Source organism: Pseudomonas sp. CBS (genome assembly GCF_024734645.1).
GTDB lineage: Bacteria > Pseudomonadota > Gammaproteobacteria > Pseudomonadales > Pseudomonadaceae > Aquipseudomonas.
The window spans coordinates 2,857,500-2,879,974 of record NZ_CP102929.1 but is presented as its reverse complement, the minus strand read 5'-3'; the positions used below and the strand labels follow the sequence as shown (position 1 = coordinate 2,879,974).

The window sequence follows — 22,475 nt, the reverse complement described above, 5'->3', positions numbered from 1 at the left end:
AATCAGATCCGGAAACTGCCCACCAGTTGTTTCAAGCGCGCTGCCTGCTGTTCCAGGTCGGAACAGGCACGCAACGTCGATTGCAGGTTTTCCACACCTTCCTGATTGAGGGTGTTGATCTCGGTGATGTCCATGTTGATCGACTCCACCACCGAAGTCTGTTCCTCGGTAGCGGTGGCCACCGACTGGTTCATCCCGTCAATCTCACCGATGCGCTGGGTCACGCTGTTCAGGCGCTCGCCCGCCAGGTTGGCGATTTCCACGCTGTCCTGACTGTGACGCTGGCTTTCACTCATGGTGCTGACTGAATCCCGCGCGCCCACTTGCAGCTCCTCGATCATCTTCTGCACCTGCTGCGCCGATTCCTGGGTGCGGTGTGCCAGGTTGCGCACTTCATCGGCCACCACCGCGAACCCGCGCCCGGCTTCCCCGGCCCGTGCGGCTTCAATCGCCGCGTTGAGGGCCAGCAAGTTGGTTTGCTGGGAAATGCTGGTGATCACTTCCAGAATCTGCCCGATGTTCACCGTCTTGCTGTTAAGCGCTTCGATATTGGTGCTGGACGCGCTGATCATTTGCGACAACTGGGTCATCGCCTTGATATTGCGCTCGACAACTTGTTGACCGTCTTCGGCCAAGTGCCGCGCATCGCTGGCCTGATTAGAGGCCTGTGCGGCGTTGCGGGCGATTTCCTGAGCGGCTGCCCCCAGCTCGTTGATGGCGGCGGCGACGCTGTTGGTGCGGTTGGCCTGCTCGTCCGAATTGACCATTGAGGAGTTGGAGGCGCTGACCACCCGCAAGGCCACTTCATTGACGTGCTCAGTGGCCGAGGACACTTCGCGAATCGAGGTATGTATCCGCTCCACGAAGCGATTGAACGCGGTACCGAGCACGCCGAATTCGTCATGGTTCTGGATGGTCAGGCGGCGGGTCAGGTCGCCTTCGCCGTCGGCGATGTCTTCCATGGCGCGGGTCATGACGTGCAGTGGCTGCAGGAGGATGCGGATCAGCATGCCCAGCAGGGCGATGATTATGACCACGGCGATGATCGTGGCAATGATCGCCGAGGTGCGGAATTCGCTGAGCATGGCGAAGGATTTGTCTTTATCCACCGACAGGCCGAGGTACCAGTTCACTGAGGGCAGGCCCTTGATCGGGGTAAAGGTGACGATGCGGGTTTTGCCGTCGACGTCGATTTCACTGAAATCGCTGCTGATCTTCGGGGTGTTTTTTGGATAGACGTCAGCCAGGGTTTTCATCACCAGGCTTTTGTCCGGGTGCACCAGCACTTTGCCGTCGGCGCTGACCAGGAAGGCATAACCCATGCCGCCGAAGTTCAGGGCACCGATGTTGTCCACCAGGGTTTGCAGGCTCAGGTCGCCGCCCACCACGCCAACACTCTGCCCGGCTTTGCTGCTGGGGGTGGCAATGGAGATGATCAACTGGCCGGTGGCCGCATCAATGTAGGGTTCGGTCAGGGTTGAGCCGTTGCTGCCCTGTGCGCCCTTGTACCAGGGGCGTACACGCGGGTCGAAGCCGTCGGGCATCTTGGTGTCGGGGCGGATCACGAAACCGCCTTTGCTGTCGCCCAGGTACGTGGCCATGAACGAAGACGTCAGGGCTTTCTGTTCCAGCAGGCTCGCGACGTTAGTTGAATCCGGGTTGATGGCGATGTTCTGGGCGGCGCTTTCGATCAGCACAATGCGCCCGGTGAGCCAGGTCTGAATGTTGCTGGCGGTGACGTCGCCCATTTCATGCAGGTAGTTGTTCAGATCGTCGCGAATCGCATTGCGCTGCAAGTAGTCGTTGTAGAGGGTAAACAACGCAAAGGCGGCAATGACGATAAGAGCGGCGGCAAGCAGGATTTTATGGCTGAAACGCAGATTTTTATTCATGGCTTGTGGGGTCCGCTATGGTCTTAATATCCGATGCACGTCCTTTTGGGGCGCGCAAAATGGCTGCGTCAAAAAAAGTGTGATATTTCCATCTGCTCCTGCAGGAATTATCCGGCCCGTTTTTTCTAAGACTTCTTGGGTCTCTCGCTTTAACTGTATCGACCACGCCGTGCTAAAGATTAACCATGGGTGACAAAATGCCTGACTCCTCGCAACTCATTATTGGTGCAGACCTTCAAGGTCAGCCGATCGCCCAGTCGATGCGCCTGGCCAACCGCCACGGCCTGATCGCGGGTGCTACCGGTACTGGCAAAACCGTCACGTTGCAGCGTCTGGCGGAAGCCTTCAGCGATGCCGGCGTCGCGGTATTTGCCGCCGACATCAAGGGCGACCTGTGTGGCCTGGGCGCTGCGGCCAACCCTCAAGGCAAGGTCGCCGAGCGGATCGCCGGCATGCCTTTCCTTAATTACACGCCCAAGGCGTATCCGGTGACGTTGTGGGATATCCACGGCGAGTCCGGTCATCCGCTGCGTACCACCATGAGTGAAATGGGCCCGCTGTTGCTCGGCAGCCTGTTGGAACTCACCGACAGCCAGCAATCAGCGCTTTATGCAGCTTTTAAGGTGGCCGACCGCGAAGGCCTGCTGCTGCTGGATCTGAAGGACCTCAAGGCGTTGCTCAATCATTTGCGCTACCACCCGGAATTGCTGGGGGAAGACGCGGCCTTGATGACCACCGGTTCCAGCCAGGCGCTGTTGCGGCGCCTGGCGGTGCTGGAGCAGCAGGGCGCCGAAGCGTTGTTCGGCGAGCCGGCGTTGCAACTGGAAGATATCCTGCAGCCGGCCAGTGACGGCCGCGGGCGTATTCACCTGTTGGACGCCAGCCGCCTGGTGCATGAGGCACCGAAGGTGTACGCGACCTTCCTGCTCTGGCTGCTGGCTGAACTGTTCGAGCAATTGCCGGAGCGCGGTGATGCGGACAAGCCGCTGCTCGCGCTGTTTTTCGATGAGGCGCATCTGTTGTTCGCCGATACGCCAAAGGCCCTGCAGGATCGCCTGGAACAAGTGGTACGGCTGATTCGCTCGAAAGGGGTCGGGGTGTATTTCGTCACTCAGTCTCCGGGGGATCTGCCAGACACCGTGCTCGCTCAGTTGGGCCTGCGCATCCAGCACGGGCTGCGGGCGTTCACTACCAAAGAACAGAAATCCCTGCGGGCCGTGGCCGATGGCTTCCGCCCCAACCCGGCGTTTGATGCGCTGGCGGTGCTGACCGAATTGGGTACGGGTGAGGCGCTGGTGGGAACCTTGCAGGAAAAGGGCACGCCTGAGGTAGTCCAACGCGTGCTGGTGGCGCCGCCGCAATCACGGATCGGGCCGTTGAGCGAAGCCGAACGGGCGGCGTTGATTGCCGGTTCGCCGTTGCTGGGGCGGTATGACAAGCCGATTGACCGGGAGTCGGCGTACGAAGTCTTGATGGCGCGCAAGGACCTGGGGCCGCAAGAAGAGGCGACGCCCGCAGATGAAGAGCCGAGCTTTACCGACAAGGCCGGCGCGTTCCTGGGGACTACGGCAGGCAAGGCACTGAAATCGGCGATGCAACAGGCGGCCAATCAGATGGGCCGGCAGTTGGTGCGCGGGTTATTGGGGTCGTTGTTGGGTGGCAGCAAACGTAAATAACGATGCGATCAAATGTGGGAACGGGCTGGCTCGCGAAAGCGGTGGATCAGTCAATATATGCAGTGACTGACACGCCGCCTTCGCGAGCAAGCCCGCTCCCACATTTGGTTATGCGCCAGGTCTCAGGTTTTGGGTTTGGCGTGAGCGGCCAGCCGCTCCAGTGCCGCGCGTAAATTCGGGTCGGTAATCCCGTCGGCTGTTGCCTGAATGGTTTCGGCTGCAATCTCCGACAAGTCCATCGTATGCCCCACCGCACCTTGCGGCACGGTCGGCGGTTGTACTTTGAACTGGATGCGCGTCAGGCTGGTGAACTCATCGAAGGCCATCAATTGGCGCTGCAGCCGTTTTTGCTGATAGCGCAGGCGCGTCGCCCAATGGCCGTCGGTGACGATCAGCAGCAGATTGCCTTCGCGCCACGAGGCCACATGGCAGTGTTCGCGAGCGGCGGGTTGCAGTTGGCTTTCTACCAGGCGTTGCAGATGACCAAGGCGTTGCGCATGGCCGAAGATGGCTTTTAAAGGCTTGGCTTCGCGAAGCAACACGGCGGGAGCTCGGGCCGTAAGAGGGCGAAATGCCATGACTAGACACCTTAAGTAACAGAGAGGCCATGGTAGCAGAAAGCGTCTGCGACACCGCCGCCATTGCATTACCGGCAGTTTATCCATTAAATCAACGAGTAACTTATTACCCGAATGGGTTGAAGTTCAGCAAAAAGCCCTTATTTTAAACAAGCCCTCTGAGAGCGCCGTGCCTGCATCGTGGAATAACGCCACTTTCCTCACCCACGTTTCCGGGTAGAATGCTCGTTCGCATGCGGCCGTGAGGGCTGCTCGGGCGACTCACGGGGCGCCCTCCATCCCTATGTGTGGAAGAACCTGCCGATATGTTTGCGCCTTTGTTAAAGAAACTTTTTGGAAGCAAGAATGAGCGCGAAGTCAAACGCATGCTCAAGACGGTGCAGCTGGTCAATGCCTTCGAAGAGCAGATGGTTGCCCTTTCGGACGAGCAATTGCGCGCCAAGACCGAAGAGTTCAAGGCCCGCATAGCCAAAGGTGAAACCCTCGACAAGCTGCTTCCCGAAGCCTTTGCGGTCGCCCGTGAAGCCGGTAAGCGTGTCATGGGCATGCGCCACTTCGACGTTCAGTTGATCGGCGGCATGACCTTGCATGAAGGCATGATTGCCGAAATGCGTACCGGTGAAGGCAAGACCCTGGTAGCTACCCTGGGCGTTTACCTCAACGCATTGTCCGGCAAGGGCGTGCACGTTGTTACGGTGAACGACTACCTGGCCCGCCGGGATGCCAACTGGATGCGTCCGCTGTATGAATTCCTCGGCCTGACGGTCGGCGTTGTCACGCCGTTCCAGCCGCCGGAAGAGAAGCGCGCCGCCTACGCTGCCGACATCACCTACGGTACCAACAACGAATTCGGTTTCGACTACCTGCGCGACAACATGGCGTTCAGCATGGAAGAAAAATTCCAGCGCGAACTCAATTTTGCCGTGATCGACGAAGTCGACTCCATCCTGATCGACGAAGCCCGTACCCCGCTGATCATTTCCGGTCAGGCCGAGGACAGCTCGCGCCTGTACACCGAAATCAACAAGCTGATCCCGCGCCTTGAGCAACACATCGAGGAAGTGGAAGGCGTGGTGACCAAAGAAGGTCACTTCACCATCGACGAGAAGACCCGCCAGGTCGAACTCAACGAAGCCGGTCACCAGTTCGTCGAAGACATGCTGACCCAGATCGGCCTGCTGGCTGAAGGCGAGAGCCTGTACTCGGCGCACAATCTGGGCCTGTTGACCCACGTATATGCGGGCCTGCGTGCTCACAAGCTGTTCCATCGCAACGTTGAATACATCGTGCAGGACGGCCAGGTCGTACTGGTCGACGAACACACCGGTCGTACCATGCCGGGTCGCCGTTTGTCGGAAGGCCTGCACCAGGCGATCGAAGCCAAGGAAGCCCTGAACATCCAGGCTGAAAGCCAGACCCTGGCCTCGACCACCTTCCAGAACTACTTCCGTCTGTACAACAAGCTGTCCGGCATGACCGGTACAGCCGATACCGAAGCGTTCGAATTCCACCAGATCTACGGTCTGTCGGTGATGGTTATCCCGCCGAACAAACCGCTGGCGCGTAAAGACTTCAACGACCTGGTGTTCCTGACCGCCGACGAGAAATACGCTGCAATCGTCGCCGACATCAAGGAATGCATGGCCCAGGGGCGTCCGGTGCTGGTGGGTACTGCCACCATCGAAACTTCCGAGCACATGTCCAGCTTGCTGGCCAAGGAAGGCATCGAGCACAAGGTCCTCAACGCCAAGTTCCACGAAAAAGAAGCCGAGATCATTGCCCAGGCCGGTCGCCCGGGCGCACTGACCATCGCCACCAACATGGCCGGTCGTGGTACCGACATCCTGTTGGGCGGTAACTGGGAAGTGGAAGTCGCCTCCCTGGACAACCCGACCCCAGAGCAGATCGCGCAGATCAAGGCCGACTGGCAGAAGCGTCACCAGCAAGTGCTGGAGTCCGGCGGCTTGCAGGTGATCGCGTCCGAGCGTCACGAATCGCGCCGTATCGACAACCAGTTGCGTGGTCGTGCCGGTCGTCAGGGTGACGCCGGTTCCAGCCGTTTCTACCTGTCCCTGGAAGACAGCCTGATGCGTATCTTCGCATCGGACCGGGTGAAGAACTTCATGAAAGCCCTGGGCATGCAGTCCGGTGAGGCGATTGAGCACCGCATGGTGACCAATGCCATCGAGAAGGCACAGCGCAAGGTAGAAGGCCGCAACTTCGACATTCGTAAGCAACTGCTCGAGTTCGATGACGTCAACAACGAACAGCGTAAAGTGATTTATCACATGCGTAACAGTTTGTTGGCTGCCACCAACATCGGCGAGACCATTGCCGATTTCCGCCAGGATGTGCTTAACGCCACCGTCAGCGCACACATTCCGCCACAGTCCCTGCCTGAGCAGTGGGATGTTGCCGGTCTGGAAGCCGCGTTGAAGAGCGACTTCGGTGTCGATTTGCCGGTCCAGCAATGGCTCGACGATGACGACCACCTGTACGAAGAAACCCTGCGCGAGAAGCTCATGACCGAGCTGCTGGCCGCGTACAACGAAAAAGAAGAGCAGGCGAGTGCCGAAGCACTGCGCACCTTCGAGAAGCAAATCGTACTGCGTGTACTGGACGATCTGTGGAAAGACCACCTGTCGACCATGGATCACCTGCGTCACGGCATCCACTTGCGCGGCTACGCCCAGAAGAACCCGAAGCAGGAGTACAAGCGCGAGTCGTTCACGCTGTTCTCCGAGCTGCTGGATTCGATCAAGCGCGATTCGATTCGTGTGCTGTCCCACGTTCAGGTGCGTCGCGAAGACCCGATCGAGGAAGAAGCCCGCCTGCGTCAGGAAGCCGAGGCACTGGCTGCGCGCATGCAGTTCCAGCACGACGAAGCACCGGGTCTTGAAGCTCCGGAAGTCTTGGGTGAAGAGGTCGATGTGGCCTTGGCCCAGGCGCCAGTGCGCAATGAGCAGAAGCTGGGTCGCAACGAGCTGTGCTGGTGCGGTTCGGGCAAGAAGTTCAAACACTGCCACGGCGAAATCAACTAAGATTTTCGCCTGACGCTGCAACACCCCGCGCCGCGACCGGCATCAGCCGTCGCGGCGTTTTGCCATTTTGTCACCGTCGATAACGACGGAATACACATCCACTATTGTTAGGAGCGCATTCATGGCTGTTGGTCTTGGTCCTTTGCCCACGTTGCACCCGGTTGCCGGTTTTGAACTTGGTATCGCTTCGGCCGGCATCAAACGCCCGGGGCGCAAGGATGTGGTGGTGATGCGCTGTGCCGAAGGCTCGACCGTCGCGGGTGTGTTCACCCTGAACGCGTTCTGCGCGGCTCCGGTGATTCTGGCCAAGCAGCGGGTTGAAGGCCCGGTGCGCTACCTGCTGACCAACACCGGCAATGCCAACGCCGGCACTGGCGAGCCTGGTCTGGCTGCCGCTGCCCGCACTTGCGCCAAATTGGCGGAGCTGACCGGCGTAGATGCCAGCCAAGTGCTGCCGTACTCCACCGGCGTGATCGGTGAGCCGTTGCCGGTCGAGAAAATCGAAGGCGCGTTGCAAGCCGCACTGGATGACTTGTCGGTGGATAACTGGGCGGCTGCGGCTACCGGCATCATGACTACCGATACCCTGCCCAAAGGCGCGAGCCGCCAGTTTGTGCACGAAGGCGTCACCGTCACTGTTACCGGTATCAGCAAAGGCGCTGGCATGATTCGCCCGAACATGGCGACCATGCTTGGCTACATTGCCACCGACGCCAAAGTCTCCCGCGATGTGCTGCAAAACCTGATGCTCGATGGTGCCAACAAGTCGTTCAACCGCATCACCATCGACGGCGATACCTCGACCAACGACTGCTGCATGTTGATCGCCACCGGCCAGGCCGACCTGCCGGAAATTACCTCGTCCAACGGCGCGTATTTCGCAGCCTTGAAGCAGGCGGTGTTCGAAGTGTGCATGGACGTGGCCCAGGCCATCGTGCGTGACGGCGAAGGCGCTACCAAGTTTGTGACGGTTGAAGTCAACGGTGGCGGCAACCATCAGGAATGCCTGGATGTGGGCTACACCGTGGCCCACTCGCCGTTGATCAAGACCGCGCTGTTTGCCTCCGACCCGAACTGGGGCCGTATCCTGGCTGCGGTAGGTCGTGCCGGTGTGCCGAACCTGGATGTGAGCAAGATCGACGTATTCCTTGGCGAGGTGTGCATCGCCAGCCGTGGTGCCCGTGCCGAAACGTACACCGAGGCCCAGGGTTCTGCGGTGATGCAGCAGGAAGAAATCACCATCCGTATCGAATTGGGCCGCGGTGAGTGCAGCGAAACCATCTGGACCACCGACCTGTCCCACGAGTACGTGAAGATCAACGCGGAATACCGCACCTGATACGCAGGTATTGCGGGTATCACTGTAGGAGCGAGCTTGCTCGCGAAAAACCAGAGGGCGCCCCGCTGAGTCAGGAAGCCCGCGTTATCGTTAACGACCTTCGCGAGCCAGCTCGCTCCTACAGGTGGATTTACGTTTAGAGGAACAATGCGGTGAAACGAGTTCATGTAGCAGCAGCGGTCATCCGGGGTGTCGACGGCAGGATTCTGCTGGCGCGCCGCGCCGATACCCAGCATCAGGGCGGCCTCTGGGAGTTTCCGGGTGGCAAGGTGGAGGCCGATGAGTCGGTTGCTACCGCGCTGTCCCGTGAATTGCAGGAAGAGCTGGGTATCGAGGTTACGGCAGCTCGTCCGTTGATCAAGGTGCAGCATGATTACCCGGACAAGCAGGTGTTGCTGGATGTCTGGGAAGTCTCGGCCTTTACCGGCGAACCTCACGGTGCCGAAGGGCAACCCCTTGAGTGGGTGGCCCAACGGGACCTGCCTAACTATGAGTTTCCGGCGGCCAACGCGCCGATCGTCGCGGCAGCGCGTTTGCCGGCTGAATACCTGATCACTCCGGGTGAGCTGGAAACGCCGACACTGCTGCGCGGGATTCAAAAGGCCATCGCTGGCGGCATCAAGCTGGTTCAGTTGCGTGCCCCCAACGGTTACGACCCCAAGTACCGTGACCTGGCGGTGGACGCCGTGGGCCTGTGTGCGGGCAAGGCTCAGCTTATGCTGAAAGGGCCGTTTGAATGGCTGGGGGATTTTCCCGCAGCCGGCTGGCACATGACCTCGGCGCAACTGCGCAAATACGCGAGCAAGGGGCGACCTTTGCCGAAGGATCGCTGGTTGGCGGCGTCTTGCCACAATGCTGAGGAATTAGCCTTGGCGGAGTTGATGGACGTGGATTTCGTCACTTTGTCACCGGTGCAGCCGACCCAGACTCACCCGGATGCCCAGCCATTGGGTTGGGAGCAGGCGCAGCAGTTGATCAGTGGTTTCAGCAAACCGGTGTTCTTGCTCGGTGGGGTTGGCCCTGCTGAGCGGGAAAAGGCCTGGGAAGCCGGGGCTCAAGGTGTGGCGGGGATTCGGGCGTTCTGGCCTGAGGTGTAAGGACCAGGCTGGTGAGCTTGTTGTGGCGAGGGAGCTTGCTCCCGCTGGAGTGCGCAGCGCTCCCGCTTTTTTGGGGCCGCTACGCAGCCCAGCGGGAGCAAGCTCCCTCGCCACAGGTTGCAATCGGTCAGTAAGTATCAGTGCGGCTTTGCCGCCGCCTGCCACAAAATCTCCGCAACGCCCTGACGCTTGGCGATCACCCTGGCAGCCACAAACAGCAAGTCCGACAGCCGGTTGATATACGCCAACCCCACGCCTTCCAGCGGTTCCACCGCATTCAGGTGCTGACACCGACGCTCCGCACTGCGGGCCAGGCTGCGGCACACATGAGCCTGGGCAATCAACGCCGAACCACCCGGCAGGATGAAGTTCTCCAGCGGCCCGACCTCTTCATTCCAGCGATCGATCGCCGCTTCAAGCCGGTCGACTTCCGCCGCATTCAGCGCCTTGTACACCGGCATCGCCAACTCGCCGCCCAGGTCAAACAGTCGATGCTGGCAGGGCGTCAGCACCTCGATCACATCTTTCAACGCCGGATGCTGCCCGCTCTGTTCCTCAAGACCCGCCAACAACAAACCCAGCTGGCTGTTCAACGCATCGACTTCGCCAATCGCCTCAACCCGTGGATGGTCCTTGGGCACGCGGCGGCCATCGCCCAGGCCGGTTTCGCCCTTGTCGCCGGTTCGGGTGTAAATCTTCGACAGGCGAAAGCCCATGGTTAGCGCTCCAGTTGAGTGAGTTCGTTAGGGGGCAATTGGCTGCCCGCCAAAGGTAATCGCAGGGTGAAGCAGGTGCCTTGGCCGAGGGTCGATTGGACTTCCATCTGGCCCTTGTGATTGTTGGTGATGATGAAATACGAAACCGACAGGCCAAGCCCGGTGCCCTGGCCGATCTCCTTGGTGGTGAAGAAGGGTTCAAATGTGCGTTTGCGCACGTTCTCGCTCATGCCGATGCCGTTGTCTTCCACCTGGATCTCCGCCCACGGCGGGTTGAGCCGGGTACGCAGGATGATACGGCCTGGTTCGCTGTCATTTTCACGCTGGTGAATCGCCTGTGCGGCGTTTTTCAGCAGGTTGAGCAGCACTTGTTCGAGTTCGTTGGCGGTGCCGGGGACCGGGCCCAGTTGTGGGTCGAACTGGCGGATGATCGCCTGGCCCTTGAAGTCGAAACCGACGATGAGGTCGAAGTCGTTGCCGGCGATTTCCACGGCCTGGTCGATCAAGGCCGGCAAGTCGCAGGGCGCCATCTGGCGGTTGCTGCGGCGGCTGAAGCTGAGCATGTGGGTGACAATTTTTGCCGCCCGGGCTCCCGCCTGCTGGATGCCGTCGAGCAGTTGCGGCACTTCGCGGCTTTGCAGGTAGCGGTTGACCATGTCCAGGTCGATGCCCACCTGTTCGGCATGCTCGAGGTTTTTCGGCAGTTCGTTGGACAGCCGGCGGCGGATGTTCTGCACGTTATGCAGGATTGCCCCCAGCGGGTTGTTGATTTCGTGGGCCATGCCGGCGGCCAGGCCGCCGACCGAGAGCATCTTCTCTGACTGCACCATCATTTCTTCCAGGGACAGGCGCTGGGTGATGTCGTCGATCCGGATCACCACGCCGCGCCCGGCACCGCCCATCAGCGGGTAGAAAGTCAGGGCGTAGTGCTTGGCTTCGTCATCCTTGATCCAGGTGACCCGCTCAATCCGCTCCACGGTGTGTTGCTCCACCGTGGCCTTGATTTGCGGCAGGAACGGCTTGAGCGGCTGGAAGGCAAGGTAGATCGGCTGGTTCAACGCCTCGTCCAGGCGGGTGCCGGAAAGCGCAGTGGCTTCCTGGTTCCATTGGGTGACGTAGAGCTGCTCGTCGAGGGCGATCAGCGCCGAGGGCATCGAGTCGATGATGCTGTTGAGGTAATTCTGGAAGCCGGTGAGTTTTTTCTCGATCTTGCTGCGCACCTGGACTTCCAGCTCCAGTTTGCGGTTGGTATGGCGGGTTTCTTCCGCCAGGCCCTGGGCTTGATCGTAGGCGGCCTGGGAATCGTCCCGGGCGCGCTTGAGCTGCTGCTCGCGGGCTTCGATGCGCGAGAGCATGGTGTTGAAGGCTTCGGCGAGGCTGCCGATTTCATCGTGGTTGCCACGGCCGGCGCGCAGGGCGTAGTTCTCTTCCCGGGTTACCTGGCGCGACAATTCTTCCAGTTCATGGATTGGTCGGGTGATCAGGCGTTTGATCTGCCGTGCAATCAGCAGCCATAGCAGCACGCTGAAAATCAGGATGCCCAGGCTGGCGGTGAAGGTCCCGGTGTAAAAGGCCACGGGCAGTTCGCTGCTGGCCACCAGCAACAAATGCCCGGACGGTTGGCCGGCCCGGGGAAGGGTGATCACCTGGTTGCTGCGAAACTCGGTGGCGCGCCAGGTTTCAATATCCCGGTAATTGTCTGGCAGGTGCAGGCGATTGGGATGTTGCAGCTGGGCCAGGCGCGTGCCTTCGCCGTCATATAAGGCTGCGGCCCGCAAGGGTGAGTAGCTGGTCAGTTCATCCAGCAGGGTTTGCGCCTTGAGCGGTGAGTCCAGGGACTCGGCGGCGAGCGAGGGGTTGGACACCAGCCGGCCGATGGCCTGCAAAGCCTGGGGTGCCATGCTTTCCTGGGAGATCCAGTAGGCGGCGCTGATAAAGGTCAGGTTGGCCACCAGCAAGACGGTGGTCAACAAAACCAGCAGGGCCGCCAGCAGTTTTTGCCCAACCGGTAGATTTTCGAGACGCTGGCGCAGTGGCATCAAGGTTTTCGCTGCAAAGGAACAGGCAGGCAGGGTAGCGCGTGCTTCAGTCGCTGGGCAATCCGCGTGCAGACAGTCGCTGTACCAGGCGGGCCTGGAGTTGTTGCAGGTGCGGCAAGGTCAGTTGGTGGCGTGCGGCCGCTTGGCAGGCGTAGCCCAGCAAATAGCTGATTTCGGTGCGTCGGGCACTGGCCACGTCCTGGTACATCGACGAGTAATTGGCTGCCGTGGCCTGGATCACCCGTTCCACTTCGCTCTGCAGGTCCTGCGCGGCAGCGGGTTGGCCGCAGCATTCCAGCAGGTCGGCGAGTTCGGCGCACAAGGTGGCCACTTCGCACTGATGGGCTTGCAGCTCGCCATTGCGGCATTCGTAGAGCACGGTCAGCGGGTTGATGGCGCAGTTCAAAGCCAGTTTGCGCCACAGGCGGGTAAGGATGTCGGTGCTCCATTCATGGGGAATGCCGGCGGCTTGCAGGTCATCCAGCCACAGCGGCGGGGTAGGGTGGCTCGCATCTCCCAGCCAGGTGTAGCCATGGCCGGCAAACACGACCCGCCAGTCGCTTTCGCGAAACGCGCCTTCGGTGCTGGAGGCGAAGATGCAGCGTGCCTGGGGCAGTTGGGCGGCGACGGCGTCCTGGCTGCCCAGGCCGTTTTGCAGCAGGATCAGTTCGGCGTCCGGCGCCAGTCGATGTTCAAGCTGTGCGACGGCTTTTTGGGCGTCGTAGGCCTTGCACGCCACCAGCAGGCGATGAATCGGCCCTGGGCTGTCGGATGTTTCGCCGACGACCGGGTAAGTGTGGGCCACGCCTTGCTCAACCAGGGTCAGGCCCTCGGCGGCCTGATAACTGGCCAGCCGCGTGTGGTCCCGCAGGATCAGGCGCACGGGCAACCCGGCGCGGGCCAGGCGGGCAGCCCACAATGTTCCGAGGCTGCCAGCGCCGAGGACATGCCAGGTGGTCGACATCAGTTTTTACTCCGTAAGGCTGCCCGCAGTGAACGAGGCGAAAGAACCGCTATAATGCCCGGGCATTTTAGCCTGGGCGTGCTCCATCTCTACTGAGCCGCGCCCCTTTTTATTGGAGAAATTACATGCCGTCGTTCGACGTGGTATCCGAACTGGACAAACACGAAGTCACCAACGCCGTCGAGAACGCCGTCAAGGAGCTGGATCGTCGCTATGACTTGAAGGGCAAGGGCAGCTTCGAGTTCAAGGAAAAGGAGCTGACCGTCAACCTGACCGCAGAAGCCGATTTCCAGCTGGAAGCGATGATTGAGATCCTCAAGCTGTCGCTGGTCAAGCGCAAGATCGATGCGCAATGCCTTGAAATCAAGGATGCGTATGCCTCCGGCAAGCTGATGAAGCAGGAAGCCGTGCTCAAGGAAGGCATCGACAAGGAGCTGGCGAAGAAAATCGTCGCTCACGTCAAGGACGCCAAGCTCAAGGTCCAGGCCTCGATTCAAGGTGAACAGGTGCGTATCACCGGCAAGAAGCGTGACGACTTGCAAGAGGCCATTGCTGCCCTGCGCGCCAAGACCTTCGACATGCCGCTGCAGTTCAACAACTTCCGCGACTGATAGCACGTTGGGGAACCTGTGGGCGTTTTTGACGTCCCACGCCCCAGAACCTGCGCCCACCATTGAGCCCTACGGGGCTCAATTGTATTCAGGGCCAATCAATAGGCCGAGCATCCGGTAAACAGGAGAATGTAGATGGATTTGAACGCTGAAGTGGATCACCTGATCAAGAGCTCGGAGTCGTGGTTACCGATGATCATGGAATACGGCAGCCGATTTTTGCTGGCTGTGGTCACCCTGGCCATCGGTTGGTGGCTGATCAACGTCTTGACCCACCGAGTGGGGCGTTTGCTGGCACTGCGTAATGCTGACCTGGCGCTGCAACACTTCATTACCAACCTGGCGAACATTGCGCTCAAAGTCATGCTGGTGGTCAACGTGGCCTCGATGATCGGGGTGGCAACCACTTCGTTCGTTGCCGCGATCGGTGCCGCTACCCTGGCCATCGGTCTGGCCTTGCAAGGCAGCCTGGCGAACTTCGCCGGCGGCGTGCTGATTCTGTTGTTCCGTCCGTTCCGCATTGGCGACTGGATCGAAGCCCAGGGCACGTCCGGTACCGTCGACAGCATCCAGATCTTTCACACCGTGTTGCGCACCGGTGACAACAAGACGGTGATCATCCCGAACGGTAGCCTGTCCAACGGCCTGATCACCAACACCAACCGTCAGCCGACCCGCAAGGTGGTGTTTGATGTGGGTGTCGACTATGAAGCCGACCTGCAGAAGGCCCGCGAAGTGCTGCTGGAACTGGCCAAGGATCCACGGGTACTGGCTGATCCTGCGCCGGCTGCCGTGATTTCCACCTTGGGCGATAGTTCGATCACTGTATCCCTGCGAGTCTGGACCAAGACTGCGGATTATTGGGATGTGATGTTTATGTTCAACGAACTGGCACGTGACCGTTTGAAAGCGGCGGGAATTGATATTCCATTTCCGCAGCGGGTGATTCGCGTCATGCAGGAAAGTGCTACGAAGTAATAGCGTGACGGGATGATTAAACCTGGCCAATGTGTCAGGTTTGTTACGCAGCATTGAACTAGATAGCTAGCTTGCTAGTTATTCGGTTGTTGAGATTAAGTTGCAATAAAAAAGCCGCTCACTTGCGAACAAGTGAGCGGCTTTTTAGTTAGGGCCGAGGCCCTAAGTCATCGTTGTAATCAAACTGCCAATTACAAGATGTTCAGCGGGTATTGCGCGATCAGACGCAGTTCGTCGATCGACGCCGAACCGTAGTACACACCATCGCTGGAGCGATAAGTGGCTTGACGTACACGCAGGCTCAGGTCTTTAGCCGGGCCGCTCTGGATCACGTACTTGGCTTCGATGTCACGTTCCCACTCTTTGCCGTTCGAAGTGTCGGCGGTGTTGGCGCCGGTACCTTTAACGTAGCGAGTCATGAAGCTCAGGCCTGGCACGCCAAACGTGGCCATGTTCAGGTCGTAGCGAGCCTGGAAGGACTTCTCGTCTTCAGCGTTGAAGTCGGAACGAGCGATGGAGTTGGCCAGGAAGATCGTGCCGCCGCCGTCTACGCCGTAACCGTAGTCACCGTCACCGCTAACCTTCTGGTAGGCCAGGGTAAAGGTGTGAGCCTGGATGGTGTACGCGCCTTGCAAGCTGTAGGCACGGTTATCCAGTTTGGTGGTGCCGTCCTTTTCAGCCCGTTGCAGGCCAGCGCCATCACTTTTGGTGCTGTAGATGTTGAAGTCGACCGCCAGGGACTGTTCATTGCTAAGCGCATGAGTCCAGTTCAGGTTGGCGTAGGTTTTCTTCCAGTAGTCTTCGGTCTTCGCGTAGTAGAGGCTGGCGCTGACTTCTGGAGTGAGGGCGTAGACGCCACCAATGAAGTCAGTTTTTGTCAGGCCCAGGCTGTCGCGGTAGGTCTGGGCTTGCGCCACGCTCGAAGTGAAGTGACCGCCTTCGAGTTTCAGGCCCTTGATCTCGTTGCTGGTCAGCGAGATACCCTGTGGCAATTCAGGCAGCAGGCGGCTGTCATCGGAAGCGAATACAGGTGCGGTGGTGTACTGGTCGCCGACTTTCAGGACCGTATCGGAGATACGGAACTTAACGGCGCCGCCGCCTTTGGAGTAATCATCCTGAGAGCGACCGTCGGAGCCCGTTGGAAACAGGCCAGTACCGGAACGACCCTTGCCGCTGTCCAGTTTGACGCCCAACAGACCGATGACGTCGACACCCACACCGATGGTGCCTTGGGTGAAGCCCGACTGGTACAGGCCGTTGAAGCCCAGACCGGTTTCGTTGACGCGGCTTTTGCCGGTGTCGTTGTTACGGAAGTCGCGGCCAAAGTTCAGGAGGCGAGTGTTGATGCTGAAAGTACTGTCTTCAACAAAGCCCTTGGAGTCGTCCTGAGAGGACGCCATTGCGAACTGCGAGGTGCCTGCTGAAACAGCCAGGGCGATCATGCTCCACTTCATCACGCGCATCGTGATTTGCTCCTTTGGTTTTAGGAAGAGTACTGCCGTCCCACCTATATTTTTGTCTGGGCGGCTCTTTCTTTTTTGTGTCGGCGCAAAGTTATATCACGCAGACATTATTGACGATACTTGCACATCTATCCTTTCAGCTTCTTTACGGGCCTGTCGTAAATTGCTAGCTCCATGTCGCAAATTCACAGTCCGTTTGGAACCGGACTGACAACTTCAATACTGTTTAAAAGCGTTGAGTCGGGTAAGGAATATCCCTTCTCAAAGTTTTAACTCTTCCTTGAAAAAGCATTGAACCGCTGTTGTTTTCCGTCGCGAAACACCTGCTTCCTGCCGGTGCCGTTGTCGACGATAGAACGGTGAATGCAACAAGCGTGCACAAACCGGAAACCGAATGTGATTTTTTCGTGAAAATTGTCAACGCGGTGTAAAAACCGCATAAGCACGGGCTTTTTACGCCGTTTGGTTTGGCCTTGACGCGCCTGCTGTGCTCCTGTTTGGTGGTGTATAAAACCTGCACCCGAGCAAAACGTTACCGGTTCACCCCGTTCGGTGGGTAGTCGGCGGATCCCTTTGAAGCACAAATGGGTCATTTTGGTGCAATTGTTCCCTCTCTGCTTTTTTGCCCCAGGCTACTGTTCTTATCCTGAGAGCCCTCTGGCTCAAGGTCTTTAAGCGTGTCCCACGTCCCGACTTTGACTAGGATTGGATGCATTGGTCATTTAGCGTAGCTGAAATATTGGTCTGTCTCGAAATGGTGCGCTTTTTTTCGTGGCGTCCTGTTTGGGCGCGTATCTGACCAGAAGCATTCGCCGTGAAGCGCCCGGCATTCGCAGGTATGCTGGGCGCCTGAAACCTGACCCGCCGAACGGGAGTGACTGCTGTGTTCGCCTTAGATCCACGTCTTCAACAAGACACCTTGCCCATCGGGGATTTCCCCCTGTGCCGGCTGCTGCTGTCCAATGATTCGAATTACCCTTGGTTCATCCTGGTGCCGCGCATCGACGGTATCAGCGAAGTGTTTCAGCTGGATGTCGCTGACCAGCAGCGGGTATGGCAGGAAAGCACGGCGCTGGCCCAGCTATTAAATGAAGGGTTTGGCGCTGACAAAATGAATATCGGTGCGCTGGGTAATGTGGTCAGCCAGCTGCACGTGCATGTGATCGTGCGCAAGCGCGATGACGCCGCCTGGCCCGCGCCGGTGTGGGGCAAGCATCCGGCGAAGCCATACAGCGACGAGCAGGCGGCGGCGATTCGTGCGCGCCTGCGCGAGATTCTGCCGGCTGACTTCACGTTCCTGGAGGCTTGAACCATGGACCTTCAAGACCGTGTGACCGACCTGGAAAGCCGCCTGGCCTTTCAGGACGACACCATTGAGACCCTCAATGACATCCTGGTCACCCAGCAGCGGGCGGTTGAACGCCTGCAGATGCAGATGACTGCATTGCTCAAGCGCCAGGAAGAAATGGGCGGCCAGTTCGAGTCGTCCGAGGAAGAGGCGCCGCCGCCTCACTATTAACGAGGCGGGGGTGAATCCCCAGGCATAAAAAAACCGCGATGCAGCCAGGCTGCTTCGCGGTTTTTTTGTTTCGGGGTGCTGGAATCAGCGACGCGGCAACGCCGCGATCACATCTTCGGCTTGCAGGCCCTTGTCACGATTCATTACGGAGAACTCCACGCGCTGGCCTTCCACCAGGACGCGATGGCCTTCGCCGCGAATCGCCCGGAAGTGGACGAAGATATCGTCGCCCGAATCCCGGGAAATAAAGCCGAAGCCCTTGGAGGTGTTGAACCACTTCACGGTACCGGTATCCCGGTTGGTCATGTCGTAGCTTTGCGACGCAGCGGCCGGCGAGGAACGGTAAAAACTGATGGCCAGATGAAGGACGATGGCGACCAGTGCGATTGCCAGGCTGAGCAGGACGGCCGGGTGGCCACCCACTTCAGGCATTGGTGCCAGCAGGGTGAGGGTTTGCACGACAACAGCCAGAACCAGCAAGGCGCTGACCAGGTTTTGCAGTTGATGACGCGGGCCTTTGTTCCAGTAAGGAATGACTGGAGCCAGTGTCAGGTTAAGAAGACCAAAAAAGGTCAGGTAGAGAGCGTCAGGTTGTTGCAGGTAAGGCAGGGTTTCTGATCGCAGGCTGGGGATAAAGGACAGCAGCAAAGCTGCAGCGCCCGTTAGCAGGTGGACGATTTTCAACATTTTGATTAACTCACGTTAAGACGGATCACGAGGAAGAGCTGACTGGCACGGTTCGCTTCTGAACAATGGGAGGCGTTGGACACGTACACGGGTATCAGCCTATGTCGCTTGCCGCAAACAAAAACGGCGGCGACACGCTGCCTATTTAACAGCAAAGCCTGTGCCTACTCAAATCAAGCATTTCGGGCTGTTGCGAGGCATGCGGCATTTCTGCGTCAAACGCTTGTCCTAGACAGGTGCGGGCTTTTTCGCCGGCGGCGGATAATTTTTTCGGCTGGGCTTGAAGCTTCGCCTGCCGTGCAAACCCGCTCTGCAAGGGGCGATTTGCCGCACCTCTATAGGGTCAGCCAGGCTGCGCAAGGCCGGCACTCTTGCTAGAGTGGTCCTGCACCTGATCAATGAATGTTCATCAATTGAAGGGGAAACACATGGCAATCGATATTGGTATCAGTGAAGAAGACCGTAAATCAATCGTTGACGGACTTTCGCGCCTGCTTTCCGATACCTATGTACTTTACCTGAAGACCCACAACTTCCATTGGAACGTAACGGGCCCGATGTTTCGTACGCTGCACTTGATGTTTGAAGAGCAGTACAACGAACTGGCGCTGGCGGTGGATTCAATTGCAGAGCGCATTCGCGCCCTGGGTTTTCCGGCGCCGGGTGCTTATTCGGTGTACGCACGACTTTCTTCCATCAAGGAAGAAGAAGGTGTGCCGAGCGCTGAAGACATGATCAAGCAATTGGTCGAAGGCCAGGAAGCGGTTACCCGCACGGCCCGGGGCATTTTCCCGTTGCTGGATAAAGTCAGCGATGAACCCACTGCGGACTTGCTGACTCAGCGTATGCAAGTTCATGAAAAGACCGCGTGGATGTTGCGTTCCCTGCTCGAAAACAAGTAATGCCGGTGGCGGGTGGGCGTCGAGCTGACGCCCCTCGCGTGCCTGTTTTTCGGCGATTTTCCTGACCCCATGAGCTTCCTGATACACGCGTTGGCTTGTCCTACGGCGATCGGCTCCCTGTCTTCTGGCTGCACTTGTCTTCTTGATGTTTTATAGCTCAACGGCCAACGACAACACTGATGAGTGGCCGTCAGGCAATGGAGTGTCAAGTGTATGTCACGCGGAGCAGGTAATGGAGTTATGGAAACGTGCGGGTTGCACAAGATAAAGGTAGATCCCTTTGCCAAAGGGTTCGATATGAACTTGGCGAGGCCATTGTCCCGATCCGTTCGGCTTAATGGTTTTTCGACGTGTTTGCGACTCGAAGAGGTCTATTGGAATATCCTCGCGGAAATAGCCCGGATCAATACATGTTCGGTCAGTGCGTTGCTGTCTTACGTGGACCGTGAAGTGCACTTGCGTTATGGCGGTGTAAAGAACTTCAGTGGTCTGGTCAGGGTGGTTTGCGTGGTTCATGTATTGAAAGGGCGCCTTGACGCGCCGGGTGTCCACCCGGACCTGGCATGATCCTTATGCCAGCCGCCAGGCTCGGGATTGCCCCGGGTCGGGCGCCTGGTTGAAGCGTGCCACAGCCACCTATATAAAGAGCAGCGCGCCGCTACGGCTGCACAGCCTCGATTTACCAGATATAATCCCGGGCTTTGCTGCGCATGCCGGGACTTTCCCACGGGATAGAGCCAGGGCAGGGCGTGGCGCAGTAATGATCTGATCGCCGAGACATCTCCATGCCCATGTACGACTATCAATGCGCTTCCTGTGGTCATCAGTTGGAAGCCATTCAAAAGATCAGCGCCGCGCCGCTGGTCGATTGCCCTGCCTGCCAGGCTCCGGAGCTCAAGAAGATGTTGTCCATGCCGGGCTTTCGCCTGAGTGGCAACGGTTGGTACGAGACCGATTTCAAGACCGGTTCGAAGAAGAATCTGGCCGGCGGCGACAAAGCAGACTGAGTTGAACTCTACGCGCAGGCTCCTGCATTATCCGTCACCTGACTTAGCTGTACGGTGATGAGGCAGACCTCCACCGAATTTCGAATTACGAGAAGCGAAACCACTATCATGATGCGCAGCCACTATTGCGGCCAACTGAACGAGACCCTGGAAGGTCAGGAAATCACCCTTTGCGGATGGGTTCACCGTCGCCGCGACCACGGCGGGGTGATCTTCCTCGATATCCGTGATCGTGATGGTCTGGCCCAGGTGGTGTTCGATCCGGACCGCGCCGAGAGCTTCGCCGCCGCCGACCGCGTGCGCAGCGAGTACGTCGTGAAGATCACCGGCAAGGTTCGCCTGCGTCCGGCCGGTGCCACCAACGCCAACATGGCGTCGGGCATGATCGAAGTGCTGGGTTACGAACTGGAAGTGCTGAACGAGTCGGAAACCCCGCCGTTCCCACTGAACGAGTTCTCCGACGTTGGCGAAGAAACCCGCCTGCGTTATCGCTTCCTGGACCTGCGTCGCCCGGAAATGGCCGAGAAGCTGCGTCTGCGTTCGCGCATGACCACCAGCATCCGTCGCTTCCTGGACGAAAACGGCTTCCTCGACGTCGAGACGCCGATCCTGACCCGTGCTACCCCGGAAGGCGCTCGCGACTACCTGGTGCCGAGCCGTACCCACGCCGGTTCCTTCTTCGCCTTGCCGCAATCGCCACAGCTGTTCAAGCAGTTGCTGATGGTTGCCGGCTTCGACCGTTACTACCAGATCGCCAAATGCTTCCGTGACGAAGACCTGCGGGCCGACCGCCAGCCGGAATTCACCCAGATCGACATCGAGACCAGTTTCCTCGATGAAAAAGAGATCATGGGCATCACCGAGCAGATGATCCGCAACCTGTTCAAGGAAGTGCTGGACCTGGAATTCGGCGAATTCCCGCACATGACCTTCGAAGAAGCCATGCGCCGTTACGGTTCCGACAAGCCGGACCTGCGTAACCCGCTGGAACTGGTTGACGTTGAAGACCAACTCAAAGACGTCGACTTCAAAGTGTTCAGCGGTCCGGCCAACGACCCGAAATGCCGTATTGCCGCGCTGCGCGTGCCTGGCGCTGCGAGCATGCCGCGCAAGCAGATCGACGACTACACCAAGTTCGTCGGCATCTACGGTGCCAAGGGCCTGGCGTACATCAAGGTCAACGAGCGCGCCAAGGGCGTTGAAGGCCTGCAGTCGCCAATCGTCAAGAACATCCCTGAAGCCAACCTCAACGTGATCCTTGATCGTGTTGGCGCGGTCGACGGCGATATCGTGTTCTTCGGCGCCGACAAGTCGAAGATCGTCAGCGAAGCACTGGGTGCACTGCGGATCAAGGTCGGTAACGACCTGAACCTGCTGACCTGTCAGTGGGCGCCGATGTGGGTTGTCGATTTCCCGATGTTCGAAGAGAACGACGACGGCAGCTTCAGCGCGCTGCACCACCCGTTCACCGCGCCGAAGTGCACGCCGCAAGAGCTCGAAGCCAACCCGGCTGGCGCTCTGTCCCGTGCCTACGACATGGTGCTCAACGGCACCGAGCTGGGTGGCGGTTCGATCCGTATCCACCGCAAGGAAATGCAGCAGTCGGTCTTCCGCCTGCTGGGCATCAACGAAGATGAGCAGCAAGAGAAGTTCGGCTTCCTGCTCGACGCCCTGAAATACGGCGCGCCGCCTCACGGTGGCCTGGCCTTCGGCCTGGACCGTCTGGTGATGCTGATGACCGGTGCCCAGTCGATCCGTGAAGTGATTGCCTTCCCGAAAACCCAAAGTGCTGCCGACGTCATGACGCAAGCACCGGGTGTGGTGGATGCCAAGGCACTGCGCGAGCTGCATATCCGTCTGCGCGAGACACCAAAGGCTGAGTAAGGCCGCAGCGTGAAAGCGCGATAAGGTTTTACATTGTCAGCTAAGGGCGCATCTTCGGATGCGCCTTTGCGTTACAAGGGCT

19 protein-coding genes and 1 pseudogene are annotated in these 22,475 nt (G+C 58.9%); 12 read left to right on the top strand and 8 right to left on the bottom strand.

Features of this window, described 5'->3' with window-relative positions; translation table 11 throughout:
- Positions 1 to 2: 2 nt before the first annotated feature.
- Together NVB75_RS33385 and NVB75_RS33380 are read right to left on the bottom strand one after the other, a co-directional pair.
- Positions 3 to 767 (bottom strand): methyl-accepting chemotaxis protein, encoded by a 765-nt coding sequence (locus tag NVB75_RS33385; RefSeq protein ID WP_375378943.1) that lies wholly within the window; start codon positions 765 to 767, stop codon positions 3 to 5.
- A 93-nt stretch (positions 768 to 860) separates the two neighbouring features.
- A pseudogene (locus NVB75_RS33380) lies at positions 861 to 1,892 on the bottom strand (cache domain-containing protein); the annotation flags it as partial.
- A gap of 197 nt (positions 1,893 to 2,089) precedes the next feature.
- Here NVB75_RS33380 and NVB75_RS13030 point away from each other — a divergent pair.
- A complete protein-coding gene (locus NVB75_RS13030) occupies positions 2,090 to 3,568 on the top strand; it encodes a DUF853 domain-containing protein (RefSeq protein WP_258347433.1) in 1,479 nt (492 codons plus the stop codon).
- Between the two features lie 122 nt (positions 3,569 to 3,690).
- Here NVB75_RS13030 and NVB75_RS13025 read toward each other — a convergent pair whose 3' ends face one another.
- On the bottom strand, positions 3,691 to 4,146 hold the full coding sequence (locus tag NVB75_RS13025; protein ID WP_026077754.1) for a DUF721 domain-containing protein: 456 nt from the start codon (positions 4,144 to 4,146) through the stop codon (positions 3,691 to 3,693).
- Positions 4,147 to 4,451: 305 nt separating this feature from the next.
- Here NVB75_RS13025 and secA point away from each other — a divergent pair, with 305 nt between their 5' ends.
- The 3 genes from secA (at position 4,452) to NVB75_RS13010 (ending at position 9,623) form a co-directional block, all read left to right on the top strand.
- Positions 4,452 to 7,187, top strand: a complete 2,736-nt coding sequence (gene secA / locus NVB75_RS13020) for a preprotein translocase subunit SecA (protein WP_258347431.1) — start codon at positions 4,452 to 4,454, stop codon at positions 7,185 to 7,187.
- A gap of 121 nt (positions 7,188 to 7,308) precedes the next feature.
- A complete protein-coding gene (argJ, locus tag NVB75_RS13015) occupies positions 7,309 to 8,526 on the top strand; it encodes a bifunctional glutamate N-acetyltransferase/amino-acid acetyltransferase ArgJ (protein ID WP_003209777.1) in 1,218 nt (405 codons plus the stop codon).
- Between the two features lie 152 nt (positions 8,527 to 8,678).
- Complete coding sequence (locus NVB75_RS13010) at positions 8,679 to 9,623, top strand: Nudix family hydrolase (protein ID WP_258347428.1); 945 nt, start codon at positions 8,679 to 8,681, stop codon at positions 9,621 to 9,623.
- Between the two features lie 137 nt (positions 9,624 to 9,760).
- On the opposite strand, the gene NVB75_RS13005 is transcribed toward NVB75_RS13010, so the two are convergent.
- Genes NVB75_RS13005 through NVB75_RS12995 form a run of 3 tightly spaced genes read right to left on the bottom strand, consistent with a single transcriptional unit; the run spans position 9,761 to position 13,342 of the window.
- The gene (locus NVB75_RS13005) at positions 9,761 to 10,339 is read right to left on the bottom strand and encodes a cob(I)yrinic acid a,c-diamide adenosyltransferase (protein WP_063027599.1); all 579 of its coding nucleotides are present in this window, start codon (positions 10,337 to 10,339) and stop codon (positions 9,761 to 9,763) included.
- 2 nt (positions 10,340 to 10,341) lie between these two features.
- Positions 10,342 to 12,378, bottom strand: coding sequence for an ATP-binding protein (locus NVB75_RS13000; protein ID WP_258347426.1), 2,037 nt, complete (start codon positions 12,376 to 12,378; stop codon positions 10,342 to 10,344).
- Between the two features lie 46 nt (positions 12,379 to 12,424).
- Positions 12,425 to 13,342, bottom strand: a complete 918-nt coding sequence (locus NVB75_RS12995; RefSeq protein WP_258347424.1) for a putative 2-dehydropantoate 2-reductase — start codon at positions 13,340 to 13,342, stop codon at positions 12,425 to 12,427.
- A 125-nt stretch (positions 13,343 to 13,467) separates the two neighbouring features.
- Here NVB75_RS12995 and NVB75_RS12990 point away from each other — a divergent pair, with 125 nt between their 5' ends.
- Both NVB75_RS12990 and NVB75_RS12985 read left to right on the top strand, forming a co-directional pair.
- The gene (locus tag NVB75_RS12990; RefSeq protein ID WP_017475669.1) at positions 13,468 to 13,953 is read left to right on the top strand and encodes a YajQ family cyclic di-GMP-binding protein; all 486 of its coding nucleotides are present in this window, start codon (positions 13,468 to 13,470) and stop codon (positions 13,951 to 13,953) included.
- 135 nt (positions 13,954 to 14,088) lie between these two features.
- Positions 14,089 to 14,931, top strand: a complete 843-nt coding sequence (locus NVB75_RS12985; protein WP_201139987.1) for a mechanosensitive ion channel family protein — start codon at positions 14,089 to 14,091, stop codon at positions 14,929 to 14,931.
- Positions 14,932 to 15,122: 191 nt separating this feature from the next.
- Here the strand turns inward: NVB75_RS12985 and NVB75_RS12980 are convergent, their stop codons facing one another.
- Positions 15,123 to 16,394 carry an OprD family porin gene (locus NVB75_RS12980; protein WP_258347421.1) on the bottom strand — a complete coding sequence of 424 codons (1,272 nt, stop codon included), beginning with the start codon at positions 16,392 to 16,394 and terminating at the stop codon, positions 15,123 to 15,125.
- Between the two features lie 883 nt (positions 16,395 to 17,277).
- On the opposite strand from NVB75_RS12980, the gene NVB75_RS12975 reads away from it, so the two are divergent.
- A complete protein-coding gene (locus NVB75_RS12975) occupies positions 17,278 to 17,703 on the top strand; it encodes an HIT domain-containing protein (RefSeq protein WP_258347419.1) in 426 nt (141 codons plus the stop codon).
- Positions 17,704 to 17,706: 3 nt separating this feature from the next.
- On the top strand, positions 17,707 to 17,913 hold the full coding sequence (locus tag NVB75_RS12970; protein WP_017475674.1) for a SlyX family protein: 207 nt from the start codon (positions 17,707 to 17,709) through the stop codon (positions 17,911 to 17,913).
- 84 nt (positions 17,914 to 17,997) lie between these two features.
- Here NVB75_RS12970 and NVB75_RS33130 read toward each other — a convergent pair whose 3' ends face one another.
- On the bottom strand, positions 17,998 to 18,600 hold the full coding sequence (locus tag NVB75_RS33130) for a cold-shock protein (protein ID WP_003209798.1): 603 nt from the start codon (positions 18,598 to 18,600) through the stop codon (positions 17,998 to 18,000).
- A gap of 428 nt (positions 18,601 to 19,028) precedes the next feature.
- Here NVB75_RS33130 and NVB75_RS12960 point away from each other — a divergent pair, with 428 nt between their 5' ends.
- From NVB75_RS12960 to aspS, 4 genes are all read left to right on the top strand, one after another.
- Positions 19,029 to 19,502: a Dps family protein gene (locus tag NVB75_RS12960; protein ID WP_003209800.1), complete on the top strand. Its 474-nt coding sequence runs from the start codon at positions 19,029 to 19,031 to the stop codon at positions 19,500 to 19,502.
- A gap of 213 nt (positions 19,503 to 19,715) precedes the next feature.
- A complete protein-coding gene (locus NVB75_RS12955; RefSeq protein WP_258347417.1) occupies positions 19,716 to 20,069 on the top strand; it encodes a ribbon-helix-helix domain-containing protein in 354 nt (117 codons plus the stop codon).
- A gap of 218 nt (positions 20,070 to 20,287) precedes the next feature.
- Positions 20,288 to 20,509: an FmdB family zinc ribbon protein gene (locus NVB75_RS12950; protein ID WP_003209804.1), complete on the top strand. Its 222-nt coding sequence runs from the start codon at positions 20,288 to 20,290 to the stop codon at positions 20,507 to 20,509.
- A gap of 108 nt (positions 20,510 to 20,617) precedes the next feature.
- Positions 20,618 to 22,393, top strand: coding sequence for an aspartate--tRNA ligase (gene aspS, locus NVB75_RS12945; RefSeq protein WP_258347414.1), 1,776 nt, complete (start codon positions 20,618 to 20,620; stop codon positions 22,391 to 22,393).
- The last annotated feature ends 82 nt before the right edge of the window (positions 22,394 to 22,475 follow it).

Bases quoted from the DNA above. Each gene is read 5' to 3' on its own strand.
- NVB75_RS12985 (WP_201139987.1), top strand. From the start codon at position 14,089: ATGGATTTGAACGCTGAAGTGGATCACCTGATCAAGAGCTCGGAGTCG.
- NVB75_RS12990 (WP_017475669.1), top strand. From the start codon at position 13,468: ATGCCGTCGTTCGACGTGGTATCCGAACTGGACAAACACGAAGTCACC.
- NVB75_RS12980 (WP_258347421.1), bottom strand. From the start codon at position 16,394: ATGCGCGTGATGAAGTGGAGCATGATCGCCCTGGCTGTTTCAGCAGGC.
- secA (WP_258347431.1), top strand. From the start codon at position 4,452: ATGTTTGCGCCTTTGTTAAAGAAACTTTTTGGAAGCAAGAATGAGCGC.
- NVB75_RS12950 (WP_003209804.1), top strand. From the start codon at position 20,288: ATGCCCATGTACGACTATCAATGCGCTTCCTGTGGTCATCAGTTGGAA.
- NVB75_RS13000 (WP_258347426.1), bottom strand. From the start codon at position 12,378: ATGCCACTGCGCCAGCGTCTCGAAAATCTACCGGTTGGGCAAAAACTG.
- NVB75_RS33385 (WP_375378943.1), bottom strand. From the start codon at position 767: ATGGTCAATTCGGACGAGCAGGCCAACCGCACCAACAGCGTCGCCGCC.
- NVB75_RS33130 (WP_003209798.1), bottom strand. From the start codon at position 18,600: ATGTTGAAAATCGTCCACCTGCTAACGGGCGCTGCAGCTTTGCTGCTG.
- argJ (WP_003209777.1), top strand. From the start codon at position 7,309: ATGGCTGTTGGTCTTGGTCCTTTGCCCACGTTGCACCCGGTTGCCGGT.
- NVB75_RS13005 (WP_063027599.1), bottom strand. From the start codon at position 10,339: ATGGGCTTTCGCCTGTCGAAGATTTACACCCGAACCGGCGACAAGGGC.
- aspS (WP_258347414.1), top strand. From the start codon at position 20,618: ATGATGCGCAGCCACTATTGCGGCCAACTGAACGAGACCCTGGAAGGT.
- NVB75_RS12960 (WP_003209800.1), top strand. From the start codon at position 19,029: ATGGCAATCGATATTGGTATCAGTGAAGAAGACCGTAAATCAATCGTT.
- NVB75_RS13025 (WP_026077754.1), bottom strand. From the start codon at position 4,146: ATGGCATTTCGCCCTCTTACGGCCCGAGCTCCCGCCGTGTTGCTTCGC.
- NVB75_RS12995 (WP_258347424.1), bottom strand. From the start codon at position 13,342: ATGTCGACCACCTGGCATGTCCTCGGCGCTGGCAGCCTCGGAACATTG.
- NVB75_RS13030 (WP_258347433.1), top strand. From the start codon at position 2,090: ATGCCTGACTCCTCGCAACTCATTATTGGTGCAGACCTTCAAGGTCAG.
- NVB75_RS12955 (WP_258347417.1), top strand. From the start codon at position 19,716: ATGTCACGCGGAGCAGGTAATGGAGTTATGGAAACGTGCGGGTTGCAC.
- NVB75_RS12970 (WP_017475674.1), top strand. From the start codon at position 17,707: ATGGACCTTCAAGACCGTGTGACCGACCTGGAAAGCCGCCTGGCCTTT.